Source organism: Streptomyces africanus (assembly GCF_030816955.1).
In the GTDB taxonomy this organism is placed as follows: Bacteria; Actinomycetota; Actinomycetes; order Streptomycetales; family Streptomycetaceae; genus Streptomyces; species Streptomyces africanus.
Genome location: NZ_JAUSYP010000001.1, coordinates 6,652,309 through 6,672,717, shown reverse-complemented (window position 1 = coordinate 6,672,717; position 20,409 = coordinate 6,652,309). Strand labels below are relative to the sequence as shown.

The window sequence follows — 20,409 nt, the reverse complement described above, 5'->3', positions numbered from 1 at the left end:
TAGGGGTCAGCGGCGCGGTGCCCGGTCCACGAGGTCCGGTGCGGGCGCCGGTGTAGGGGGCCGGGTCGCACAGGTCGGCCGGTTCCGGAGCGCTCGGACGACCCGGCAGCTCCTGTTCGACGCAGGTGTGTGCAACTCCGCCGACAGGGCGGGGCGTTCACGCGGAAGGAGCTGCCTGCGGGCTCCCGGCTACGTCGGCCGGGTCCTGGGTGAGCAGGCGAGCCAGCTCAAGCCGTTTGATCTTGGTGGTGGCGGTCTGCGGCAGGTCCTCCAGCCGCCACTGGACGGGGTCCGCCATCGGCGGCAGCCCGGCCACGGCCGACTGCCAGGCGACCTGGTCCAGCGGCTTGTTGTCCCGCGTGCACACCACGGGCACCGGGACGCCGTCGTGGCCGGGAACGATGATGACCTCGATGAGTTCCGGCACCCGGGTGAAGAGCTTGTCCTCGATCTCGAGGGTGCTCTGGACGCCGGGGATCTCGTCGACCTCGCGGTCGAGCAGGTGCAGGCAGCCCCGCTTGGTGCGGTAACCGACGTCACCCATGCGCCACCAGCCGTCGTTGACCTGCTTCTCCCAACGCTGGTGCTCGCCGAGGTAGGTGACGATGCGGCCGTCGCTTCGCACCTCGATGAAGCCGGGGTTCTCCTTGGTGGGCGGCTTGCCGTCACGGCTGACGACGCGCACCCCGGTCATGCCCGGGAACGGCACACCGACGCAGCGTCCGTTGAAGTCGGCACCGTCCTTCAGGGAGTAGGTGCGGCCGGCGATCGGGCCCACCTCGCTCTGCCCGTAGGCCTGCGCGAACCGGCGGCCCTTGCGGCGGGAAGCCTGGAGCAGCCGGTTGACGGTGCGGGGGTGAATGGCGTCGAAGGTGCTGGAGAAGTACTTCACGTTGGCCAGCGGGCCGCGCGGGTCGTCCGCCAGTACTTCCCAGCGCAGGAACGTGTTGGGGTGGGCCTCGATGAATCCCGGCGGCACCTGGACGAACAGGTCGGCGACGGTCTTGGGGTCGTCGTCCCGCAGGATGATCAGCGGGTGGCCCTGCATGATGGAGATCGGCATGGCCGTGAACATCCGCGAGTGCACGAACGACACGTGCACCGCGATCGGTTCGCTGCGGCGGACGGCGGCGGCCACCACGGTCGCCTGCGGGCGGTAGCGGGCCTGGAAGCTCTTGCCGGTGTGCACGGCCAGCTTGGGGATGCCGGTGGTGCCCGAGGTGTGGGTGATGAGCGTGGGGTGGTCGACGGGCATGGTGACCGCCGGCACACGCGGGGCGTCGGCCAGATCGGCGAAGGGCGTGGCGCCCGGGTACTCCCCGGAGGTGAGCAGCACCTGCCGGGACACCTCCAGCACCTCGGCGGGCAGCGAGTTCTCCAGCTTGCTCTGGTCGGTCACCAGGTAGGGCCGCCCGACCCGGCGCAGCAGTACGGCGACCGTCTCGCCCTCCAGCTTCGGCGACAGCAGCACCGGAATGGCGCCGATCCGGGCGACCGCGCAAGCGAGGAGGGAGATGTCGAAGCCGTCACTCTTGTGCACCACGACGTGGTCGCCCGGGCGGGCCCCCACCGACCACAGCCGGGAGGCGAAGTCGTCGATCAGGCCGGCGAGCTCCGTCAGCGTCGGGCGACGGCCCAGCTGGGGTGCGATCTCGAGGTCGTGATCGAGGATCACGAAGCTCGCCGGATGCCGGGCCGCCGCGCGGTCGAACAACGTGCCCAGGCGAATTCCCTTGTTTCCTATGCGCTGGAGAAACATCTACCCGCTCTCTCGTCCATGAATGCGGCTCGCCGCACTACCGACCAGCCAAGGAAGAAGTGGAGCTACTGCTTTTCGATGACGTCCTTGATCCGGTCAAGGGTCTCGTCCAGGTCCTGTTCGAGCTTCGCCGTCCAGTCGGTGATGAACTTCTCGCACTCCGACTCGTTCATGTCCTTGACGATCTTGTGGATTCCGGCGGTCGGCTTTCCCATGCGGAAATGATGGGTGAGAACGCTGCCCTCGCCGTCGGCCTCGATATCGAAGCCCCAGACGCTCTCCTGGTCCTCCCGGGCGTGCGTGAGCATCATCCACTGGAAGGTCCGGCCCGGCTCCGCCGCGACGACCCTGGCCTCCGTGTACCAGGTGCCGCGAATCAGCGGTGCCCAGGCCACCACGTCCTCGCTGCGCAGGTTCTCACCGCGGAAGATCGCGCCGACCGTGGAGGGCTCGCCGGAAACCCACTCGCCGCCCCTGCACTCCGGGCTCCATTCGGCTTGCCGCGGCAGGTCACTCACGACCGCGTAAACCTCTTCGGGGCGCGCTGAAATACGCTTGCTGGCGCGCAGTTCGAACAGCGGGGACTTTTCAAGGATTTTGTTGGCCATGACTGAGATCCTGCCGACCGCGGTGCGCCGGGGTCAACCATGACCGCCCTGATCCGTCAGGTTCCATAAACACCGGCAAAGGCGACGGAGAACCAACGGGAAAACCCGCCAATGGACCTCCTGGCAGTGACATCGAAAGACGTCGAATGACATCGGGGGACGTCGAGAGACACCAGGAGACGGCATTGGCGGGTGCACCCGCTCTTTCCTGTGTTTCGTTCACGCGTTTCGGCGCGCCGCCCGGAGGCCCGTTCGGCTTCCGGACGACTTCACCGGGCCGGATCGGCGACCCGTAGCACCAGCTTTCCGTGGACCTTGCTCTCCTCGAGTCTGCGGTGGGCCTTGGCCGCCTCGCTCAGCGGCAGTACCTCCGTGGCACGCGGGCGCAGCAGGCCGTCGGACATCAACCGGCCGATGTGGGCGGCGGCTTCGGCCAGTTCGTCGGCGCGGGCATGGGAGATGGCGAAGCCGTGCACCGACCGGTCCTGCAGGTACAGCGGTCCGGCGGGCAGGACGGGCCGGGTCCGCAGGCCGGCCAGGATCACGACGCGCCCCCGCGGCGCGAGGAGTCCCATCGCCGTCTCGAGGTCGTTGCGACCGGATGTGTCGATGTACAGGTCGACGCCGCCGGGAGCGGCCTCCCCGATCCACCAGGACGCCTCGGGGTCCCGATAGTCGATCACACTCCGGGCGCCGAGGGCGCGGCAGTAGTCCGCGTCCCGGGCCGAGGCGACGGCGACCACCCGGGCGCCGGCCTGAGCGGCCATCACCACGGCGGCACTGCCGACGTTTCCCGCGGCCCCGAGAACGAGGACGGTCTCCCCGGCCCGCACCCGCCCGTGGGTGAACAGCGCGAGGTACGCCGTCGACGCCGGATGGGAGAGCGCGACCGCGTCCACCGCGTCGACGCCGTCCGGCAGGTGATACAGCCGGTCGGCCGGCACCACGACCCGCTCGGCGGCGGCACCCTGGCGCCCAGCGTGCCCGAGGCTGCTGCACCACACCCGGTCCCCGGCGCGGAAACCGGGCGCGCCGGGCCCGGCCGCCACGACCGTGCCGGCCAGGTCACGTCCGATGACGAAGGGGAAGGACATCGGCGTCCGCCAGGCCCCGGAACGGACGAAGGTGTCCACGTGGTTGACGGCGGTCACCTCGACGTCGACGAGCACGTCGCCGGGGCCGGGCTGGGGAGGGGGCAGGTCACCGACCTGGATGAGATCCGGCGAACCGAGCTCTTCGATGTAGGCGGCAAGCATGGTCTGGATTCTTCTCCAGGCGGGCACCCGCGCCCACGCCCCGGCGGTTCACCGCTCAGGTTCCGTCACATCGACGCCCCTGGTCCGTCAAGTCGCCGCCCCGGGGGGGCGACCGCCGTGAAGCCGGTGCTGCGGGACGTGACACCCGACGACCTGCGGATGAGCACGGACGTCGAACCCCTCCGCGCCCTGTCCGAACTGCGCTCTTGCGCCGATGTCCGCGGAGTCCCGCTGCCGTTGACCACTCCTTGGCCGACCCTTGGCCGGTTCTTGGCCACGGGCGCCGACCCTGAGGCGGCAGCCCGCCCCCGGCGGCGCCGCACCCGCATCGCCGCCGGCACCGGCGGCATGACCGCGGCCCGGAAAGCGGGATTCCCTTGACCGGTCCGCCGGTCTCGCATGCCGATTTTCGCGGTTTTTATTTCACTTGTCCGATCGACGCGTGAACCACACGGTGTGGTGACGTAGAAAAGCACGAGGGGGCGGAGTTGTGGATTCGATACCTCCGGGGAGACTGCTGCAGAATTCGCGGGACGGTCATGTCGACGCTCACGACCATTTGAAAGGCTTCGGCGGGCTGCACGGCGGACTGGCGCTCGCCCTGGTGACCTCGGCCATGCGGGGGCATGCCGAAGGGCGTGAACTGGTCAGTGTGACGGGCCGGTTCGGCCGCACCATCGACACCCGGTTCCGGATCGACACCGCCCTGACGCATGCCGGCCGGTCGAGTTCGATCGTGTCCGGGCGCGCCGAGTCGGAGCGCGGCCCGCTGCTCGACTCCTGGGCGGTCTTCGCCGCGGCGGCCGACGACGTCTCGTGGCCGGCGGTGGAACAGCCGATGCCCGAGGTGCCGACCCCCGAGGAATGCGACGTGTTCGCGATTCCGAAGGAATTCGTTCCGATCTCGACGAGCATGGAGATTCGCCCGGTGGGTTCGGCACGCCCTTATGCGGGTGGGGACCGGGCCGAACTGGTGGCATGGGTCCGCCTCCTGGAGGACGACATCCCGCCGGACGCCCTGCGCTTTGTCTTTCTGATGGACGCGCTGGCTCCGTCGTACGCCGCGGTGCTCTCGACGCCGGCACTGGTGCCGACCGTGGAGATCACGGTGCGGCCCGGCGCGGGGCTGGCGAAGGCGTCGTCGCCCTGGCTTCTCCTGCGGGCGACGACACAGCAGGCCGCCTCCTCCGGATGGTCCTCGGAAGGGATCGACGCCTGGGGCCCGGACGGGACCCACCTGGGCTCCGCCCAGCAGTTGCGCATGGTCCGCGGCGGCTGACCCCTGCCCGCCGTCCCTCGTGAGCGATGAGACCCCGAGCAGAAAGGCCCTTTCCGTGCTGGAACCATCCGCAAGCCCGCCTGACGGACTCTCGCTGCCGGAGATCCTCACGGCCCGGGCGCGAGCGCACCCGGACGCACTGGCCTTCCGGTTTCTGCCGGACGGTACGACGGATCACCCGGTGGACTGGACGTACCTGGACGTGGAACTGAGGTCACGGGCGGTGGCCCGGGAGCTCTCCCGGCGCGGGATCGAAGGCGGCCGTGTGGTCCTGGCGCTCGACCCCGGACTCGACTACGTGGCCGCCCTGTTCGGCATCCTGCGGGCCGGCTGCACCGCGGTGCCCTCGTTCCCGCCTTTCGGACGCCGGGCGATGGCGCGCTTCCTGTCCATCATGGTGGACTGCGAGCCCCGGGCGGTGCTGACGGACGGCCGGTTCGCACCGCAGGTGGAGGCGTTCGAGGCGCAGTACCCGCAGGGCACCCCCAAGGCCCGGTGGATCTTCCCCGACGAGGCCCTCTTCCAGGGGGACGACACCGAGGTGCCGCCGAAGCTCGCGGACCCGGCGCTCCTCCAGTACAGCTCGGGTTCGACCGGCGACCCCAAGGGCATCGTGCTGACGCACGAGAACCTGGTCAGCAACTGCCGGGTGCTGGAAGCCCACACGGGCATGGAGCCCGACCGTGTCGGCTGCTCCTGGCTGCCGCCGTACCACGACATGGGCCTGATGGGCACCATCATGCTCGCCGTGCACGGGGGCTGGCCGCTGGTCATGATGTCGCCGGTGCACTTCGTGCAGGACCCGTACCGCTGGCTGGCGGCACTGACCGAGTACCGGGTGACGATCACGGTCGGTCCCAACTTCGCCTTCGACCTGTGTACCTCCTCGATCCCCGACGAGGCGCTCGACTCGCTCGATCTGTCCTCGCTGCGCCAGGTGTTCTGCGGGAGCGAACCGGTGTCCGCGGCGACGCTGGAGCGGTTCCGGGAGCGGTTCGCAGGCTGCGGGTACGACGCGGCGTCGCTGATCCCGTGCTATGGCCTGGCCGAGGCGACCCTGTTCGTGACGGGCAAGCCGGCGAAGAGCGGCGTCCGCCGGCTGGAGCGGCTGGACAAGGCGGCGCTCGGGACCGGGACGGCCGTGCGGGTCGACGCCGGTGACGCCTCCGGCGTCGACGTGGTCAGCTGCGGTGTGTCCGCGGTGGGCCACGAGGTGCTGGTGGTCGACCCGCGGACGGCGCGGGTACTGCCGGACGGCCGGGTCGGCGAGGTGTGGGTGTCGGGCCCGAACGTGGCCGCCGGCTACTGGCGGCGGCCGGAGCTGAGCACCGCGGCCTTCGGCGCCCGGCCGGCCGGAGCGGATCGGGCGGGCCCGGGCTTCCTGCGCACCGGCGACCTGGGGTTCGTACTCGACGGTGAGCTGTTCGTGACCGGGCGGCTGAAGGACGTGATCGTCATCAGCGGCCGGAATCTCTATCCGCAGGACATCGAGGCGTCGGTGGAGCGCTGTCACGGCGCGCTGCGCCGGTGCGCCGTGTTCTCCGTGTCCGGGGCCGAAGCGGGCGAAGCGGAGGAGGAACAGGTGGTCGTCGTCGCCGAGTACCGCGGTACGGCCGGCCAGTTCGCCGCGGAGGAGGAGTCGTTGCGCGCCGCGGTGACCGCCGCGGTCACCGCCGACCACGGAGTGCGGCCCGCCGAGTTGTACGTCGGTCCTCCCGGCACGGTGTTGATGACCACCAGCGGCAAGGTTCGCCGCAAGGCGACCAAGGCCGCTTTCCTGGAGGGCACGCTGAAGCGCTTCACGGTGCCGGCCGGCAGCGGGGCCGTGCGATGACGGGCCGGGACGGAGCGGTACGGGTCGGAGGCCGACCGGCCGTCGGAGCCGATGCGGTGCCACAGGACGGTGAGATCGATGTCGCGGCACGGCGGCTGGCGTATGTGACCGTGGGAGTCCCGACGCTGGGCACCGTCGCGGCGGTGCTGTTCGCGATGCGGTACGGGTTCGGCTGGGTGGACTTCGGGCTGCTCGCCGGTATGTACGTGATCACCTCGCTCGGCGTCGAGGGCGGTTTCCACCGCTTCTTCTCCCACCGCTCGTTCTGCGCGAAGCCCGTGGTGACCTCCCTGTGGGGAATCACGGGCAGCATGGCCGCGCAGGGGCCGGTCCTGTTCTGGGTGGCCACCCACCGGCAGCACCACGCCTTCACCGACCGCGACGGCGACCCCCACTCGCCGAGACCACTGGGCGACGACAAGTGGGCCCGGTTGCGCGGGCTGTGGCACGGGCATGTGGGCTGGCTGTTCAAGGTGCGCCGGCAGAATTGGGCCAAGCGTGTCCCCGATCTGGTGCGCGATCCGCTGGTGATGCGGCTGAACCAGTACTACTTCGTGTGGGTCCTGCTCGGCCTCGCGCTTCCCACGCTGCTCGGCTGGCTGCTGACGGGAACCGTGCGCGGCGCCGTGGGCGGCCTCCTGTGGGGCGGCCTGGCGCGGATCTTCCTTCTCGACCACGTGACCTGGGCCGTCAACTCCATCGGTCACACGCTGGGGAACCGGCCCTACCCCACCCGGGACGGCAGCCGGAACGTGCCGCCACTGGTGCCCTTCTCGGTCGGCGGTTCCTGGCACAACAACCACCACGCCCGTCCCTCGCTCGCGCACAACAGGCACGGGTTCTGGCAGTTCGACCCGACCGGAACCGTCATACGCGCCATGGACACGCTCGGCCTGGTGTCCGACGTGCGCTACCCGGATCGAAAATCCGCGAGAGGAAAAGGAGTCGACTGATGTCCACGGCCTCGGCCCCTTCAGCGGCGCTGGCACATGCCATCGTCCGGCTGGACCCGATCAGCCTCCGCACCAAACGGTTCTCCGCACTGACCACGATGATCCTGCCGCTGATCGGTACCGCGGCGGCGGCGTACTTCCTGGCGACCGGCACCTTCACGGCGACCGACATCTGGCTCTTCGTCGCCATGTACTTCGTGCACATGTTCGGCATCACGGTGGGTTTCCACCGCTACCTCGCCCACAAGGCCTTCCGGACCGGCCCGGTCTTCGAGGCGATCATGATGATCACGGCCTCGATGGGTGCCCAGGGCCCCGTGATGTGGTGGGTCACCACGCACCGCCGGCACCACCGCTTCAGCGACCAGGAGGGTGACCCGCACTCGCCGAACCTGCACGGGCGCACCTTCAAGCAGCGCCTGCACGGCCTGTGGTACGCGCACATGCCGTGGATGCTCAGCCCGGAGAACTCCAAGTGGTCGGTGTTCGCGCCGGACGTGCTGCGCAACCGCCGGCTGATGTACTACCACCGCACCTACCCGGTCTGGGTGATCAGCGGTGTGATCCTCCCGGGCCTGATCGGCTTCGCCGTCGAGCACACGGCGATGTCCGCCCTCACCGGTGTCGTCTTCGGCGGCCTGGCGCGGATCTTCCTGGCCAACCAGGCGGCCTGGATGGTCGGTTCCGTCTGCCACGCGATAGGCGGCCGTCCGTTCGACAACGAGGACCGTAGCGCCAACAACTGGCCCGTCGCGATCCTCACCTTCGGTGAGGGCCTGCAGAACAACCACCACGCGTTCCCCGGTTCGTACCGGCACGGCGTGAGCTGGCTGGAGCCGGACCTGAGCGGATGGCTGCTCGCCGGGCTGGGCAAGGCGGGCCTGGTCTGGGACCTGCGCGAGCCGACCAAGCAGCAGATTCAGAAGAAGCGTGAGCAGGCGCTGGCCGCGGCGGCCGCCGGCTCCACCAAAGGGACGGAGTGACCGAGCGTGTTCAAGAGGAAAGTTGCCAAGCCGAGCGGCCCTCTGACGCGGGCCGCGCTGCGCGACTGGCTGGTGGCGTATCTGGCCGACCACCTCAAGGTCGCCGAGGGCGAGATCGACACCTCGCTCACCTTCGAGTCGTACGGCCTCGACTCCCGGGTCGCGGTCCAGGTTTCCGGCGCACTGGAGAAGGTCGTCGAACGACGGCTCTCCCCGGGACTGCTCTACGAGTACCAGACCATCGATGATCTGTGCGGCTACCTGGCCAAGGAGCTCCGGCTTCCGGACCAGGCCGCCTAGGAGGGCCGACATGGGTGCGTTCGACTTCCCCACCGCGCCTGACGCGCAGTTCGAGGAGTTCCTCGCCCGGTCCGCGGCGATCGAGGGCGAGCGGTTGGCCGCCGCCGTCCCCAAGAGCTACTTCGAGCCGCGGGTCCGGCGCGGGCTGCTCGGGTTCGCGGTCAGCTGGCTGCTGTACGGCGGCGCCGTCGTCGGTGTCGCCTTCGCTCCGCACTGGGCGCTCTACCTGCCGCTGTGGATCGTGGCGGGCCTGGGCGGCTGGGGCCTGCACTGCATAGCGCACGACGCGGGGCACGGCTCCTTTTCCCGCGACAGGCGTCTGAACACCGTCATCGGACACTTGTCACTGCTGCCGCTCGCCTACCCGTTCCACTCCTGGCGTCATGTGCACAACATGCACCACTCCAGCACCAACCACCTGGAGCTGGACACGGACTGGCGTCCCCTGCCAGCCGGCGTGTACCAGCGGATGCCCCTGCGGCAGAAGCTCGTCTACCTGTCGACCCGGACCTGGGCGTTCTGGGGCGGCACCATCAACTACTGGGTGGAGTCCGCCTTCCGGCCGGGCTTCTACCCGAAGGCCGCGCACCGCCGTGACGTGAAGCGCTCCATCGCCTTCGTCCTGGCGATGGGCGTGCCGTACTTCGGAGCGCTCGCCTACTTCACCGGATGGCAGGGAGTGCTGCTGTACTTCGTGGCGCCGTGGCTGGCCGCCCACGCCTGGTTCAGCGCCACGACGCTGATGCACCACAGCGCCAGCGACATCCCCTACCTGACGGCCGAGCACTGGACGCGCAACGCCAGCCGCCTGCTGGTCACGACGGATTACGTCTACCCGAAGTGGCTCCTCTTCCTCACCCACAACATCTCGATCCACACGGCCCACCACGTGGCGCCGGTGATCCCCTTCTACAACCTGCCCAAGGCACAGCAGGCGCTGAAGGAGAAGTACCCCGGGATGGTGCGCGAAGAGGTGTTCTCGTTCCGCCGGATGTGGGAGATCATCCGCCATCTGCACTTCTACGACACCGAGTCGGGCTTCTACCGTGAACGCTCGGGCAGCAAGGTGCCGCCGGGGCGGGCAGCCGGTTCGAAGTTCGCCGGGGCCGGACGGTGACCGGACGCCGAGCCGTGCGCAGGGCGGTCCACAGTGCCCTGAGCGCCGTCGCGCCGGGCGCTGCGGCGCGCTGGGCGACCGATGTGTTCAGCGACACCCGCAGGCTGGGGCTGCGGCCCGACAACGTGCTGCCCCTGGGCGCGCGGCGGTTCGCGGTGGACGGCTCCCCGGACATCTCCGGAGGGTACGTCTGGGGTGAGCCCGGTGACGGGCGGCCGACGGCACTGCTGGTGCACGGCTGGGCGTCCGACAGCAGCAGCATGCACTCCTTCGTCGGACCGATGCGGCGACTGGGCTTCACCGTCGCCGCGTTCGACGCACCGGCGCACGGAGTGTGGCCGGGGTCCCAGGCGACCATGACCCAGTACTCCCGCGCGGTCGCGGCCGTGCTGGGCGCCCTGGGCCAGGTCAGCGTGGTCATCGCCCACTCGCTGGGCTCGATCGCGGCGATCAGCGGGGTCGCCCTGCGCCGGGCCGAGCTGGACGCCCTGGTGCTCATCGCGCCCACCTGCACGCTGAGCGGAGTCCTCGACAGGTGGGACGGTGCCGGACTGCGCCTGGGACCCGACACGGTGCGGCGCATCTACGCCGAGCTGCACCGGCGCAACGGCGTGCCCGTCAGCCACTGGGACGCCGTCGCACGCGGCGCGGGCCTGGACTGCCCGGTGCTGGCCGTCCACGACCCGGCCGACGCGGTGGTGCCGTACTCCGATGCCGAGGTGATCGCCCGGGAGCTGCCCCGGGTCCGGCTGGAAGCCGCCCCGGACGCCGGCCACATCGGCATCCTCAGCTCCCCGCAGGTCCAGGCCGGTGTCTCGGCGTTCGTCGCCGGACACACCGCCCGCGACGCACCCGCGGTCCCGTGATCCGCAGTCCCCACCGGCCCCGCAAGCGCGCCCGCCTCCGGGCGGGTTGCCCCCTAGCAGAGAAGTAAGTGATCCGATGAACGACCTGAGTGTCCAGACCGCCAAGCGAGCGTGGATGTGTCTGCTGTGCGGCTGGGTCTATTACGAGGAGCTGGGGCTGCCGGAAGACGGGATACCCCCCGGCACCCGCTGGGAGGACATCCCCGACGACTGGGAGTGCCCCGAATGCGGCGCGGCCAAGGCCGACTTCGTGATGGAACAGCTGTGATCGGCACCGACCGTCGACCAGTGACCGATGAACCACCGGGAGCAGAAGTGACCGAGTGCCAGACCCTGGCCGAACCGCTGGACGTGATGATCCGGCTGCTGTCGCCCGAGGGCAAGCAGAACCCGTACCCGCTCTACGAGGAGTTGCGCGCCCACGGCGGCCTGGTGCGGCTGGGGGAGACGCATCTGCTCGCCGTCGGCCACGAGCAGTGCGCCCGGGCACTGCGCCATCCCGCCCTGCTCCAGACCGACGCGGCCATGCAGGACCTGCGCATGCCCGGCTGGCGCGAGCACTCCTCCTGGGTGTGGCTCACCAAGAACATGCTGTTCAGCAATGAGCCCGACCACGAGCGGATGCGCCGGTTCTTCTCCAGCGCCTTCTCCGCCCACAGCGTCGCCGCCTTCGCCCCGATGGTGGAACGCCTGGCCGACGAGGCGGTGCGGCACCTGGAGAGGCTGGCGGCCGACGGCGGCAGCGTGGACCTGGTGGAGGAGTTCACCTACCGGTTCCCCATCGCCGTCCTCGGCGAGCTGCTGTCCATACCGGAGAAGGACCTGCCCGGGCTGCACCCCGTCATCGCGGCCATCACCACCTCGATGGACCCCGTCAGCGACCTCGGCCGGCTGGAGCCGGCGGACGCCGCGATGGACCGGCTCGCCGAGTACGTCACCGAACTCGTCGCCCTCCGCCGCGCCGAGCCCGGTCCGGATCTGACGAGCGCCTTCATCCGCGCCCGCGACGAAAGCGGCGACCTGACCGAGGAAGACCTCGTCGCCAACCTCATGGCCGTGATCGTGGCCGGCAGCGAGGCGCCGCAGGACCTGCTCGGCAACGCCGTCCGCATCGCCGTGGAGCACCCCGAGTACGCCGAACGCATCAGGCGGGACCCGGAGTTCGTCTCCCGGTTCCTGGAGGAGGTGCTCCGCTTCGATCCGCCGGTGCACGCCCTGAACCGGGTCGCCGGGGAGGATCTGGAGTTCTTCGGCGAGAAGATCACCCGGGGCAGCGCGGTGACCCTGCTCATCGCCGCGGGCAACCGCGACCCGGAGCGCTTTTCCGACCCCGGCCGTTTCGACCCCGACCGCGAGGGCAACAAGCAGCTGACGTTCAGCGCCGGCGCGCACTACTGCCTGGGCGCGGCCCTGGCCAGGCTGTCCGCCGAGACCGTACTGCCCCGCCTGCTGCGCCGCTTCCCGAAGCTCGCCGTCGTCGGCCGGCCCGGGTTCCGCGACCAGATCGTCCAACGCGGCCACGACCGCCTGCCGGCCACCCTCGGCTGAGGCCCGGGAGAATCTCATGTCCACAGCTGTTCCCTTACGGACCGCCAGGTTCGGCGTGGTCCTCGGCGTGGTGTCGGCGGGCGTGGCGATGTCCAACCTGGACGTGTTCATCGTCAATGTGGCCCTCCCCGACGTGGGCGCCCACTACAGCGGCGCGTCCCTCGCCTCGCTGTCCTGGATCCTCAACGCCTACGCCGTCGTCTACGCGGCCTCGCTGATCCCGGCAGGTGGTCTCGCGGATCGCATCGGGCCGCGCCGCGCGTATCTGGCAGGGCTGGCGGTCTTCGTTCTCGCCTCCGTGGCGTGCGCACTGGCGCCCACCGTGTGGACACTGGTCGCCGCGCGGATCGTGCAGGCGGTCGGCGCCGGCCTGCTCATCCCGTCGTCGCTGGGCATCCTGCTCATCACGGCACCGCCGGAGCGCCGGCTCGGGGCGGTCCGCACCTGGAGCGCCATCAGCGGGCTCGCCGCCGCCTTCGGACCGTTGGCCGGCGGTCTGCTCACCCAGCTGGACTGGCGCTTGATCTTCCTGGTCAACGTGCCGATCGGGGTGGCGGCCTGGGCGGTGGGCCTGCGCTCCGTGCCCGCCACCCCGGCCCGCACCACGGACGCTCGCGCGGACCTGCTCGGCGCCGCCCTGCTCACCGGGGGGATCGCGCTGCTGTCCCTGGCCGTGGTCCGCGGCGAGGACTGGGGCTGGGCCTCGGGCCCGGTGCTCGGCTGCCTGGCGGGCTCGGTCCTGGCACTGGTGCTCTTCGTCGCACGTTCCGCACGTCACCCGTCCCCGCTGCTGCCGCTGAGCCTGCTGCGGCTTCCCGCGATGCCCTTCGCGACCCTCGCCAACCTGGTCTTCGCCGTGGCCTTCGCGATGATGCTGCTGTCCGCGGTGCTGTGGTCGCAGGACGTCTGGCACTGGTCCCCGCTCGTCACCGGACTGGCCGTCGCCCCGGGCCCGTTAATGGTGCCGGTCCTCGCGATCGGCGCCGGGCCGTTCACCCGGCGATACGGAGCCGGCGCGGTCTCGGCGTTCGGGTGCGTGGTGTTCGCCCTCGGCATCGGCTGGTGGGCACTGGCCCTGGACACCCAACCCCAGTACCTCACGGGGCTGCTGCCCGGCATGCTGCTCACCGGCATCGGCGTCGGACTGACCGTGCCCACCCTGGTCGGCGCGGCTGTCTCGGCGCTGCCGCCGGGCGGCTTCTCCACCGGCTCCGCGGTGGTCACCATGGCCCGCCAGGTCGGCTCGGTGCTGGGCGTCGCCGTCCTGGTCGCGGTGCTCGGCAGCTCCCACGGCGCGGACCGGATCACGGCGTTCGGCCACGGCTGGTGGCTGACCCTCGCCCTCGGCCTGGTCGCGGCGGTGATCTGCCTCGCCATTCCCCGCCCGTCCCAAGCGAAGGAGACGCAGTGATCAGGGTGTCCCCCGCGGTGTGGGGGTCCTTCCCGCCGGGACGGCGGCGCGCGGTGGTGATCGTGGAGGAGCCGTACGCCCGTCTCGTCCGTGTCGAGCCGACCGGGCGCCACGCCGAACAGCGCGTGATCGCCGCCGGGCCGGGCAGTTCCCTGACCGGTCTGCTCGCCGAGGCGGGGCCGGACGCGGACGTCCTGGTGCTGGCCGCCGACGAGGCGTTGCTGACGGCGGACCCTCAGGCCGTCACCCCCCGGCGCACGGTGGCCGCGGCCCGTCTGGGCACCGGAGCGGACCCGATTCACCGGATCCGCCGCGTGCTGCGCTGCCTGGCACAGCAGCGGCCCGCGGAGTCGGCACGCCGTGAGAAGCGGCTGTTGCGGGCCCTGGACCTCTCCGGTTCGCTGACGCTCACCGAATCGCTGTCCGGATCCAGGGCACGGATCCAGCGCGCCGAAGGCCTGGGAGGCACGGAACGGTTCACCCCGGGCAGGGTGCACGCGGTCCCGCCCGCCTGGCTCGTCATGGACACCGCCCGGACGCTCGGCACGCTGACCGGAGCGGTGACGGTCAAGGGCAACCCCGTCGTCGGCGGCGGCGACCGGGTGGACCGCACAGCCGTGTACGACCGCCTGACCCCGCTGGTGCGCTATCCGCTGGTGCTCGACGTCCGGGACGGCCGGGCCACTCCGGTCAAGGCCGTCGAGGCCGGTTCCGACCTCGCGGCCGCCACCCTCGAAAGGCTCTTCGAGTTCGACCCCGGCATGAGCGCCGTCACGGCGGTGGCGTTCGGGTCCCACGACGCGACCCCGATGCCGCCGTACGGCACCGAAACAGGTGGCCGCCCGGCCGCCGAGCCCGTCATCCACATACTGCTCGGCGGCTTTCACACCCGGTTCCAGCTGGCCCTGCCCTGCGCCACCACCACGGTGCGATCGGCGACCGGCGGGCCCCTGCTGGAGGGTCCGGCACCGCGGACCGCCCGCAGCTGGCGGCAGCCGCCGGCGGCCGGGCGGATGCTCCGGACCACACCCAAGAACCTGCCTGCCGGGCGGCCCGCCGCCGGACGCCATCCGGCACGGACCCCATGAGACAGGCAGATCTGAACAACTCTTCGGAATCTGTTCCGTGTTGACACATCAATCACGAGAGGGAGGCGCTCCCATGAGCACTCTGTCAGGCAAGGTCGCTCTGGTCACGGGCGCGAGCAAGGGCATCGGACGGGCCGTCGCCGAGCGGCTGGCGGCGGACGGGGCTCGGGTGGGCGTGCACTACAACAGCAGCGAGGCCGCGGCCAAGGAGGTCGTGAACGCGATCGAGGCGGAGGGCGGCCAGGCGTTCCTCGTCCGGGCGGAACTCGGAGTGGACGGTGATGCGACCGCCCTGTGGGCGGAGTTCGACAAGGCCGCCGACGGGCTCGACATCCTGGTCAACAACGCCGGTGCGGGGCTGCTCGCCCCCATCGGCCATGTGCAGGAAGCCGACTTCGACAAGCTGGTCGCCGTCAATGTCAAGTCCTTGTTCTTCGTCATCCAGCAGGGTCTGGACCGGCTGCGTGACGGCGGTCGGATCATCAACGTCTCCAGCGCCACCACCCGTATCGCCATGCCCAACGTGGTGGCCTACTCGATGACCAAGGGCGCGATGAACACGCTGACGCTCACGCTGGCGGAGGCCCTCGCCCCGCGCGGCATCACGGTCAACGCCGTTGCCCCGGGAATCATCGACACGGACTTCAACCCGTGGCTGGCCCACCCGCAGATGCGGGCGCTGGCCGAGAGCTGGTCCGCCTTCGGCCGCACCGGTACCCCGGCGGACGTGGCCGGTGTGGCGGGCTTCCTCGCCTCCCCCGCCGGCGGCTGGGTCTCCGGTCAGGTGATCGACGTCAGCGGCGCCTCGTCGCTCGGCAACGGCCCGGCTCCCAAGGGCTGAGCCCGCTCCGCCCCTCATGGACGACGGGCCCCGGGGCAGTCCGGGGCCCGTCGGCACACCCACACCTCTCCAGGAGTTCCTCCATGCCGATCATCAACCGAAGACGCCTGATCCAGGGAGCGGCCGCCTCCGTGACCGCGCTGGCCGGCGGTACGGCGCTCCCGGGCCCGGCCCCGGCCTTCGCCGCGGGCACGGCGTCCGGGTCCGCGACCGGAGCGACGGTGACCCCCGCCGACCCGCGCTACCCGTTGCTGACCACCGGCAACAACCAGCGGTTCGTCGCGGCGCCCGACTACATCAAGATGATCAGGTCGGCGGCGGACGCCGCCTCGGCCGTGAAGGCGGCGTTCAGCGCGGGCAAGCGGGTGTCGGTCCGCAGCGGCGGCCACTGCTTCACCGACTTCGTCTGCAATCCGGAGGTCGAGGTCATCCTGGACTGCTCCGAGATGACCTCGGTGGGGTACGACGAGACCAAGCGGGCGTTCTTCGTCGAGCCGGGCGCCCGCCTGCTGCAGGTCTACGAGGCGCTCTACAAGGGCTGGGGCGTCACTCTTCCCGGAGGCGTCTGCTACGGAGTCGGCGCGGGCGGTCACATCGCCGGCGGCGGGTACGGTCTCCTCTCACGCCGGAACGGCCTGGTCGCGGACCACCTGTACGCCGTGGAGGTCGTCACCGTCGACGCCGCGGGGACCACCAGGATCGTCACGGCCACCCGTGAGGCCGACGACGCCAACCGCGACCTGTGGTGGGCCCACACCGGCGGCGGAGGAGGGAACTTCGGCGTCGTGACCCGTTACTGGCTGCGTTCCCCGAACGCGACGGGCACCGCTCCGGAAACCCAGCTCGTGTCCCCGCCCTCGCACGTGCTGACGCACATCCAGTCGATTCCCTGGAGCGAACTGGACGAGGCGAAGTTCAAGCGGCTGGTGAAGAACTTCGGTGCCTGGTTCGAGGCGAACAGCGCCCCGAACTCGCCGTACCGCTACCTGAGCGGCATTCTCAACGTCTACTCCACCGCCGCCAGTGGCCTCAATCTGGTCACCCAGGTCGATGCAGACATCCCCGGCGCACAGCAACTGCTGGACGATTACCTGAAGGCGGTCCTCGACGGCGTCACCACCACGCGGGCCCCGGCGCGCAAGCTTCCCTGGCTCCAGGCGACCCAGCTTCTCGGCACCATCAACGCCACGCTCAACGACCCCACGCTGCGCGGGGCCCACAAGTCGGCGTACCTGAGGACCAACTTCACGGATGCGCAACTGGCCGCGCTGTACGCCTCGATGAGCAGGCCCGACTACCGCAACCCGCGCGCCATGCTGGTGCTGTTCTCCTTCGGCGGGCAGGTCAACGCCGTCTCTCCCGACGCCACGGCCGTGCCGCAGCGCAGCTCTGTCATCAAGATGCTCTACCAGACGCTCTGGACCCGCTCCGAGGAGGACGCCACCCATCTGGCGTGGCTCCGCGACCTGTACGGCAACGTCCACGCGGCCACGGGTGGCGTGCCCGGCCTCGATGGCCAGACCGACGGCTGTTACATCAACTACCCGGACACCGATATGGCGGATCCTTCGATCAACACCTCCGGTATTCCGTGGCAGACGCTCTACTACAAGGGCAGTTACGCACGCCTGCAGCGCATCAAGAAGAAGTACGACCCGTCGAACTACTTCCGCCACTCGATGTCCATCAAGCCGGCGTAATCCCGAGAATCAGCGAGGGTTTCATGGGGGCACGGATCACGTCACCGACCGGCGCCGAGAGCGCGAGGATCCTGGGCGTCGGCGCCTACCGGCCGCAACGCGTCGTCAGCAACGAGGAAGCGAGCCGCCACATCGACTCGTCCGACGAGTGGATCCGGTCGCGCACCGGCATCGTCACCAGACACTGGGCCGCACCGGACGAATCCCTCGCCGACATGGCTCAGGTAGCCGCCGGCAAAGCTCTCGCGATGGCGGGCGTGGCCCCCGAGACCGTCGACTGCGTCATCCTGGCGACCTTCACCCATCTGCGGCAGACGCCCGCGGCGGCGACCGAGATCGCAGACCGCATCGGGGCCGTCAACGCGGCCGCGTTCGACATCTCCGCGGGATGCGCCGGCTTCGTCCACGGAGTCGCCCTCGCCGCCGACGCCATCCGCAGCCGCGGCGGGCACGTCGTGGTGGTGGGCGCGGAACGGATGACCGACCTGCTCGATCTGGAGGACCGGTCGACGGCGTTCATCTTCGGGGACGGCGCGGGCGCGGTGGTTCTCGGCCCCTCCACCGAACCGGGAGTCGGTCCGGTGGTGTGGGGCGCGGACGGATCCGAGTCAGAAGCCATCGCGCAGACCCCCTCCTGGAAGGCCCTGCGGGACCAGCCCGGCCTGAAGTGGCCCGCCTTGCGCCAGGAGGGGCAGAAGGTCTTCCGCTGGGCGGTCTACGAAATGGCGAAGGTCGGGCGGAGGGCACTGGACGCGGCGGGAGTCCGGGCCGGTGATCTGGATGCCTTCATCCCGCATCAGGCCAACGCTCGCATCATCGACGCGCTCGCCAGATCCCTCGATCTGCCCGACCACGTGGTGGTGGCCAGGGACGTCGTCACCACGGGGAACACCTCGGGCGCGTCCGTGCCGCTGGCCATGGACGCACTCCTGGGCGCGGGCACGGTCCGATCCGGCGGGCTCGCCCTGCTGCTCGGTTACGGAGCCGGACTCTCGTACGCGTCGACGGTTGTCACTCTGCCCTGATCCGGAACTCCGTGCCGAACTGTCCCCAACAGGCCCCGCATCTGCTCCCGACCAGCATTCCCTCGTGCACGAAGAGCCGGGCGGCACAGGTTGACCACGAGACCGGACCGTCGGCGTGAGGCCGATCCTCAGGGACGTTTGTTGAGTTTCCTGGCTTCGGTGAGGATGCGGCCCCGGTCCATGAGTCCCACGCCGCGATCTCGCAGGATCTTGTCGACGTGGTGCTGCTTGCTGCCGGTACGGAGCAGACGTGCGGCCTCAGCCACCAGGCCGTTCTGCTGAGTTGTGGTGGTGCCCCCTGTGGCACGGTCGTGCGTGGGGCGTGACACGCGAGTGCTGCCCACCGTTGTCGCTGCGCCCGTTCCCGGCCGGGAAACGATGGCCGCCCGCAAAGGCCGGAGCCGGAGGGAGATGCGGACGCCGAACCGTGTGGCGATCAGGAAAGCGCCGAGCGACCAGCCGGTCAGGAGGATGCCGATGAACTTCAGGACGTCCAGGGCGAGCGGGCCGGTGTAGGTCTTCTCGTCCCCGATCGAGCCCAGCGGTGCCATGAGGAGAGAAATACCCGCCACCACGCGCCAGTTCCGCTGCCAGAACGTCTGCGCTTCGGCAGTTTCGGGGTCGCGAGCCGCCGTGGGCGCGGTGGAGGCGGAGGAACGGTGGATGCGGCGTGCCGCCTCGTTGACCGGCGTCATCGTGCCGTCCAGGCGGTATGTGAAAAGCGCGATGTTCCACTCCTGGGCGTAGGCCACGGCGGTGGCCGTGTACCCGCTGCCAGTGAAGAAGATCAGCTGTGCGGTCGATCCGCGGGGGCGCGCTCCCACGAATCGTTGCAGTTCCGGACGCCCGACCTGGGCGGCCTGGTACTTGACCTGTCCCAGTGCGCCGGTGGCCCGGACATCGATGCCGGAGTCCGGGCCCCCGGGGCGTGCGGTGGCATCGGCATAGCCCCAGTGGCGCATCCAGCGGGCTGCGTTGCGCTCGGCCTGCTGCCACGACGAAATCTGCATCGGCTGCGGCGGCACAGCACTTCGCGGCGTCTCGGCCACGTTCCCCCTCATGAACTCGCCCTCGGCTCGGCAGGCCGCTGCGCAAGGCAGGTCAGGAGCCCTTTGCCGCGGGCTCGAGGGTCGCCACACACTCGACATGATACGTCATCGGAAAGATGTCGGCCTGAGTGAGTAACGTAAAAGGCCAGGTCAGACGCTGTTTCTCGGCTTGCGGGAGCGCGTGCGGGCGCCCAGAGCGTCAAACGAGCGTCATGACCAACAGTCCATCCCTCGCCTTCGGAGTGAAACAGGCTGCCACGACCAGCTCCCCTGCGCCCACTCTGGACACCAGCTCGCACATCATGACCCGCGCCACTTCTCCGGCCGCCATGGTGGAGTCATGCCCTCGTCCTCGATCCGGACCGCAAGGGCGGTCACCGCGCCCTCCAGGTCGAACATGCCCTCCTCGAACTCGTCGTCCGCAGCCAGCCCGGTATCCGGTCGCAAGCAGCGGGTCCGCGTACACACCGGTCGCCTCGGCGAAGCGCGGGCCTCGGCCTGGTCGGTGCGCGGGCCGACCAAACGGCGCAGCACCTGGTCGGGGGCGCCCAGTTCGCCGTGCAGGCAGTGTGCCCGGCCGACCAGCAGCGGCCAGTCGCCGGACGACTCGGGTAGACGATCCAGGCGGCCCTCCGTGTGGAACATGTCGCCGAGCTGCGCCTAGCCGTGCAGACTGCGGCGTTCGTGGCGGCGCAGCAGCACGGGCGGCCGAGGCGTGGGTCGTGCCCGTCAGCAAGGCGCCCGTAAAGGTCGAGGAACTGCCGGGCTCCCTTCGGGTTCCGGCGAACAGCG

At 70.3% G+C, this 20,409-nt stretch carries 19 protein-coding genes; 14 read left to right on the top strand and 5 right to left on the bottom strand.

The features are described from left to right. Nucleotides 1-157: 157 nt before the first annotated feature. The 3 genes from QF034_RS30910 to QF034_RS30900 form a co-directional block, all read right to left on the bottom strand. Complete coding sequence (locus tag QF034_RS30910; RefSeq protein ID WP_307177973.1) at nt 158-1,759, bottom strand: class I adenylate-forming enzyme family protein; 1,602 nt, start codon at nt 1,757-1,759, stop codon at nt 158-160. A gap of 65 nt (nt 1,760-1,824) precedes the next feature. Next, nucleotides 1,825-2,367 carry an SRPBCC family protein gene (locus tag QF034_RS30905; protein ID WP_307177972.1) on the bottom strand — a complete coding sequence of 181 codons (543 nt, stop codon included), beginning with the start codon at nt 2,365-2,367 and terminating at the stop codon, nt 1,825-1,827. A 269-nt stretch (nt 2,368-2,636) separates the two neighbouring features. After that, a complete protein-coding gene (locus QF034_RS30900; protein WP_307177971.1) occupies nt 2,637-3,623 on the bottom strand; it encodes an NADPH:quinone reductase in 987 nt (328 codons plus the stop codon). Between the two features lie 604 nt (nt 3,624-4,227). Between QF034_RS30900 and QF034_RS30895 the strand changes: the two genes are divergently transcribed. From QF034_RS30895 to QF034_RS30830, 14 genes are all read left to right on the top strand, one after another. Next, nucleotides 4,228-4,902: a thioesterase family protein gene (locus QF034_RS30895; protein WP_370880874.1), complete on the top strand. Its 675-nt coding sequence runs from the start codon at nt 4,228-4,230 to the stop codon at nt 4,900-4,902. A gap of 19 nt (nt 4,903-4,921) precedes the next feature. Next, nucleotides 4,922-6,736 (top strand): fatty acyl-AMP ligase, encoded by a 1,815-nt coding sequence (locus tag QF034_RS30890; RefSeq protein WP_307177969.1) that lies wholly within the window; start codon nt 4,922-4,924, stop codon nt 6,734-6,736. A 56-nt stretch (nt 6,737-6,792) separates the two neighbouring features. Then, nucleotides 6,793-7,689, top strand: coding sequence for an acyl-CoA desaturase (locus QF034_RS30885; RefSeq protein WP_307177968.1), 897 nt, complete (start codon nt 6,793-6,795; stop codon nt 7,687-7,689). Further along, entirely contained in the window at nt 7,689-8,672 is a 984-nt protein-coding gene (locus tag QF034_RS30880; protein WP_307177967.1) for an acyl-CoA desaturase, read from the top strand. Before QF034_RS30885 ends, QF034_RS30880 begins: the two co-directional genes overlap by 1 nt. Nucleotides 8,673-8,678: 6 nt before the next feature. Next, on the top strand, nt 8,679-8,972 hold the full coding sequence (locus tag QF034_RS30875) for an acyl carrier protein (protein ID WP_307177966.1): 294 nt from the start codon (nt 8,679-8,681) through the stop codon (nt 8,970-8,972). Between the two features lie 10 nt (nt 8,973-8,982). Beyond that, nucleotides 8,983-10,089 carry a fatty acid desaturase gene (locus QF034_RS30870; protein WP_307177965.1) on the top strand — a complete coding sequence of 369 codons (1,107 nt, stop codon included), beginning with the start codon at nt 8,983-8,985 and terminating at the stop codon, nt 10,087-10,089. Further along, the gene (locus QF034_RS30865) at nt 10,086-10,955 is read left to right on the top strand and encodes an alpha/beta fold hydrolase (RefSeq protein ID WP_307177964.1); all 870 of its coding nucleotides are present in this window, start codon (nt 10,086-10,088) and stop codon (nt 10,953-10,955) included. Before QF034_RS30870 ends, QF034_RS30865 begins: the two co-directional genes overlap by 4 nt. 76 nt (nt 10,956-11,031) lie before the next feature. Beyond that, complete coding sequence (locus QF034_RS30860) at nt 11,032-11,223, top strand: rubredoxin (protein ID WP_307177963.1); 192 nt, start codon at nt 11,032-11,034, stop codon at nt 11,221-11,223. A gap of 47 nt (nt 11,224-11,270) precedes the next feature. Further along, complete coding sequence (locus QF034_RS30855) at nt 11,271-12,503, top strand: cytochrome P450 (RefSeq protein WP_307177962.1); 1,233 nt, start codon at nt 11,271-11,273, stop codon at nt 12,501-12,503. 16 nt (nt 12,504-12,519) lie between these two features. Beyond that, complete coding sequence (locus QF034_RS30850) at nt 12,520-13,914, top strand: MFS transporter (protein ID WP_307177961.1); 1,395 nt, start codon at nt 12,520-12,522, stop codon at nt 13,912-13,914. Next, complete coding sequence (locus tag QF034_RS30845) at nt 13,911-15,002, top strand: hypothetical protein (protein WP_307177960.1); 1,092 nt, start codon at nt 13,911-13,913, stop codon at nt 15,000-15,002. The genes QF034_RS30850 and QF034_RS30845 overlap by 4 nt, the downstream gene beginning before the upstream one ends. 73 nt (nt 15,003-15,075) lie before the next feature. Further along, the gene (locus tag QF034_RS30840) at nt 15,076-15,843 is read left to right on the top strand and encodes an SDR family oxidoreductase (RefSeq protein ID WP_307177959.1); all 768 of its coding nucleotides are present in this window, start codon (nt 15,076-15,078) and stop codon (nt 15,841-15,843) included. A gap of 83 nt (nt 15,844-15,926) precedes the next feature. Beyond that, on the top strand, nt 15,927-17,543 hold the full coding sequence (locus QF034_RS30835) for an FAD-binding oxidoreductase (RefSeq protein ID WP_307177958.1): 1,617 nt from the start codon (nt 15,927-15,929) through the stop codon (nt 17,541-17,543). 23 nt (nt 17,544-17,566) lie between these two features. Beyond that, the gene (locus tag QF034_RS30830) at nt 17,567-18,568 is read left to right on the top strand and encodes a beta-ketoacyl-ACP synthase III (protein WP_307177957.1); all 1,002 of its coding nucleotides are present in this window, start codon (nt 17,567-17,569) and stop codon (nt 18,566-18,568) included. A gap of 128 nt (nt 18,569-18,696) precedes the next feature. On the opposite strand, the gene QF034_RS30825 is transcribed toward QF034_RS30830, so the two are convergent. Further along, nucleotides 18,697-19,617 carry a restriction endonuclease gene (locus tag QF034_RS30825; protein WP_307177956.1) on the bottom strand — a complete coding sequence of 307 codons (921 nt, stop codon included), beginning with the start codon at nt 19,615-19,617 and terminating at the stop codon, nt 18,697-18,699. 300 nt (nt 19,618-19,917) lie between these two features. Then, complete coding sequence (locus QF034_RS30820; RefSeq protein WP_307177955.1) at nt 19,918-20,262, bottom strand: hypothetical protein; 345 nt, start codon at nt 20,260-20,262, stop codon at nt 19,918-19,920. Between the last annotated feature and the right edge of the window lie 147 nt (nt 20,263-20,409).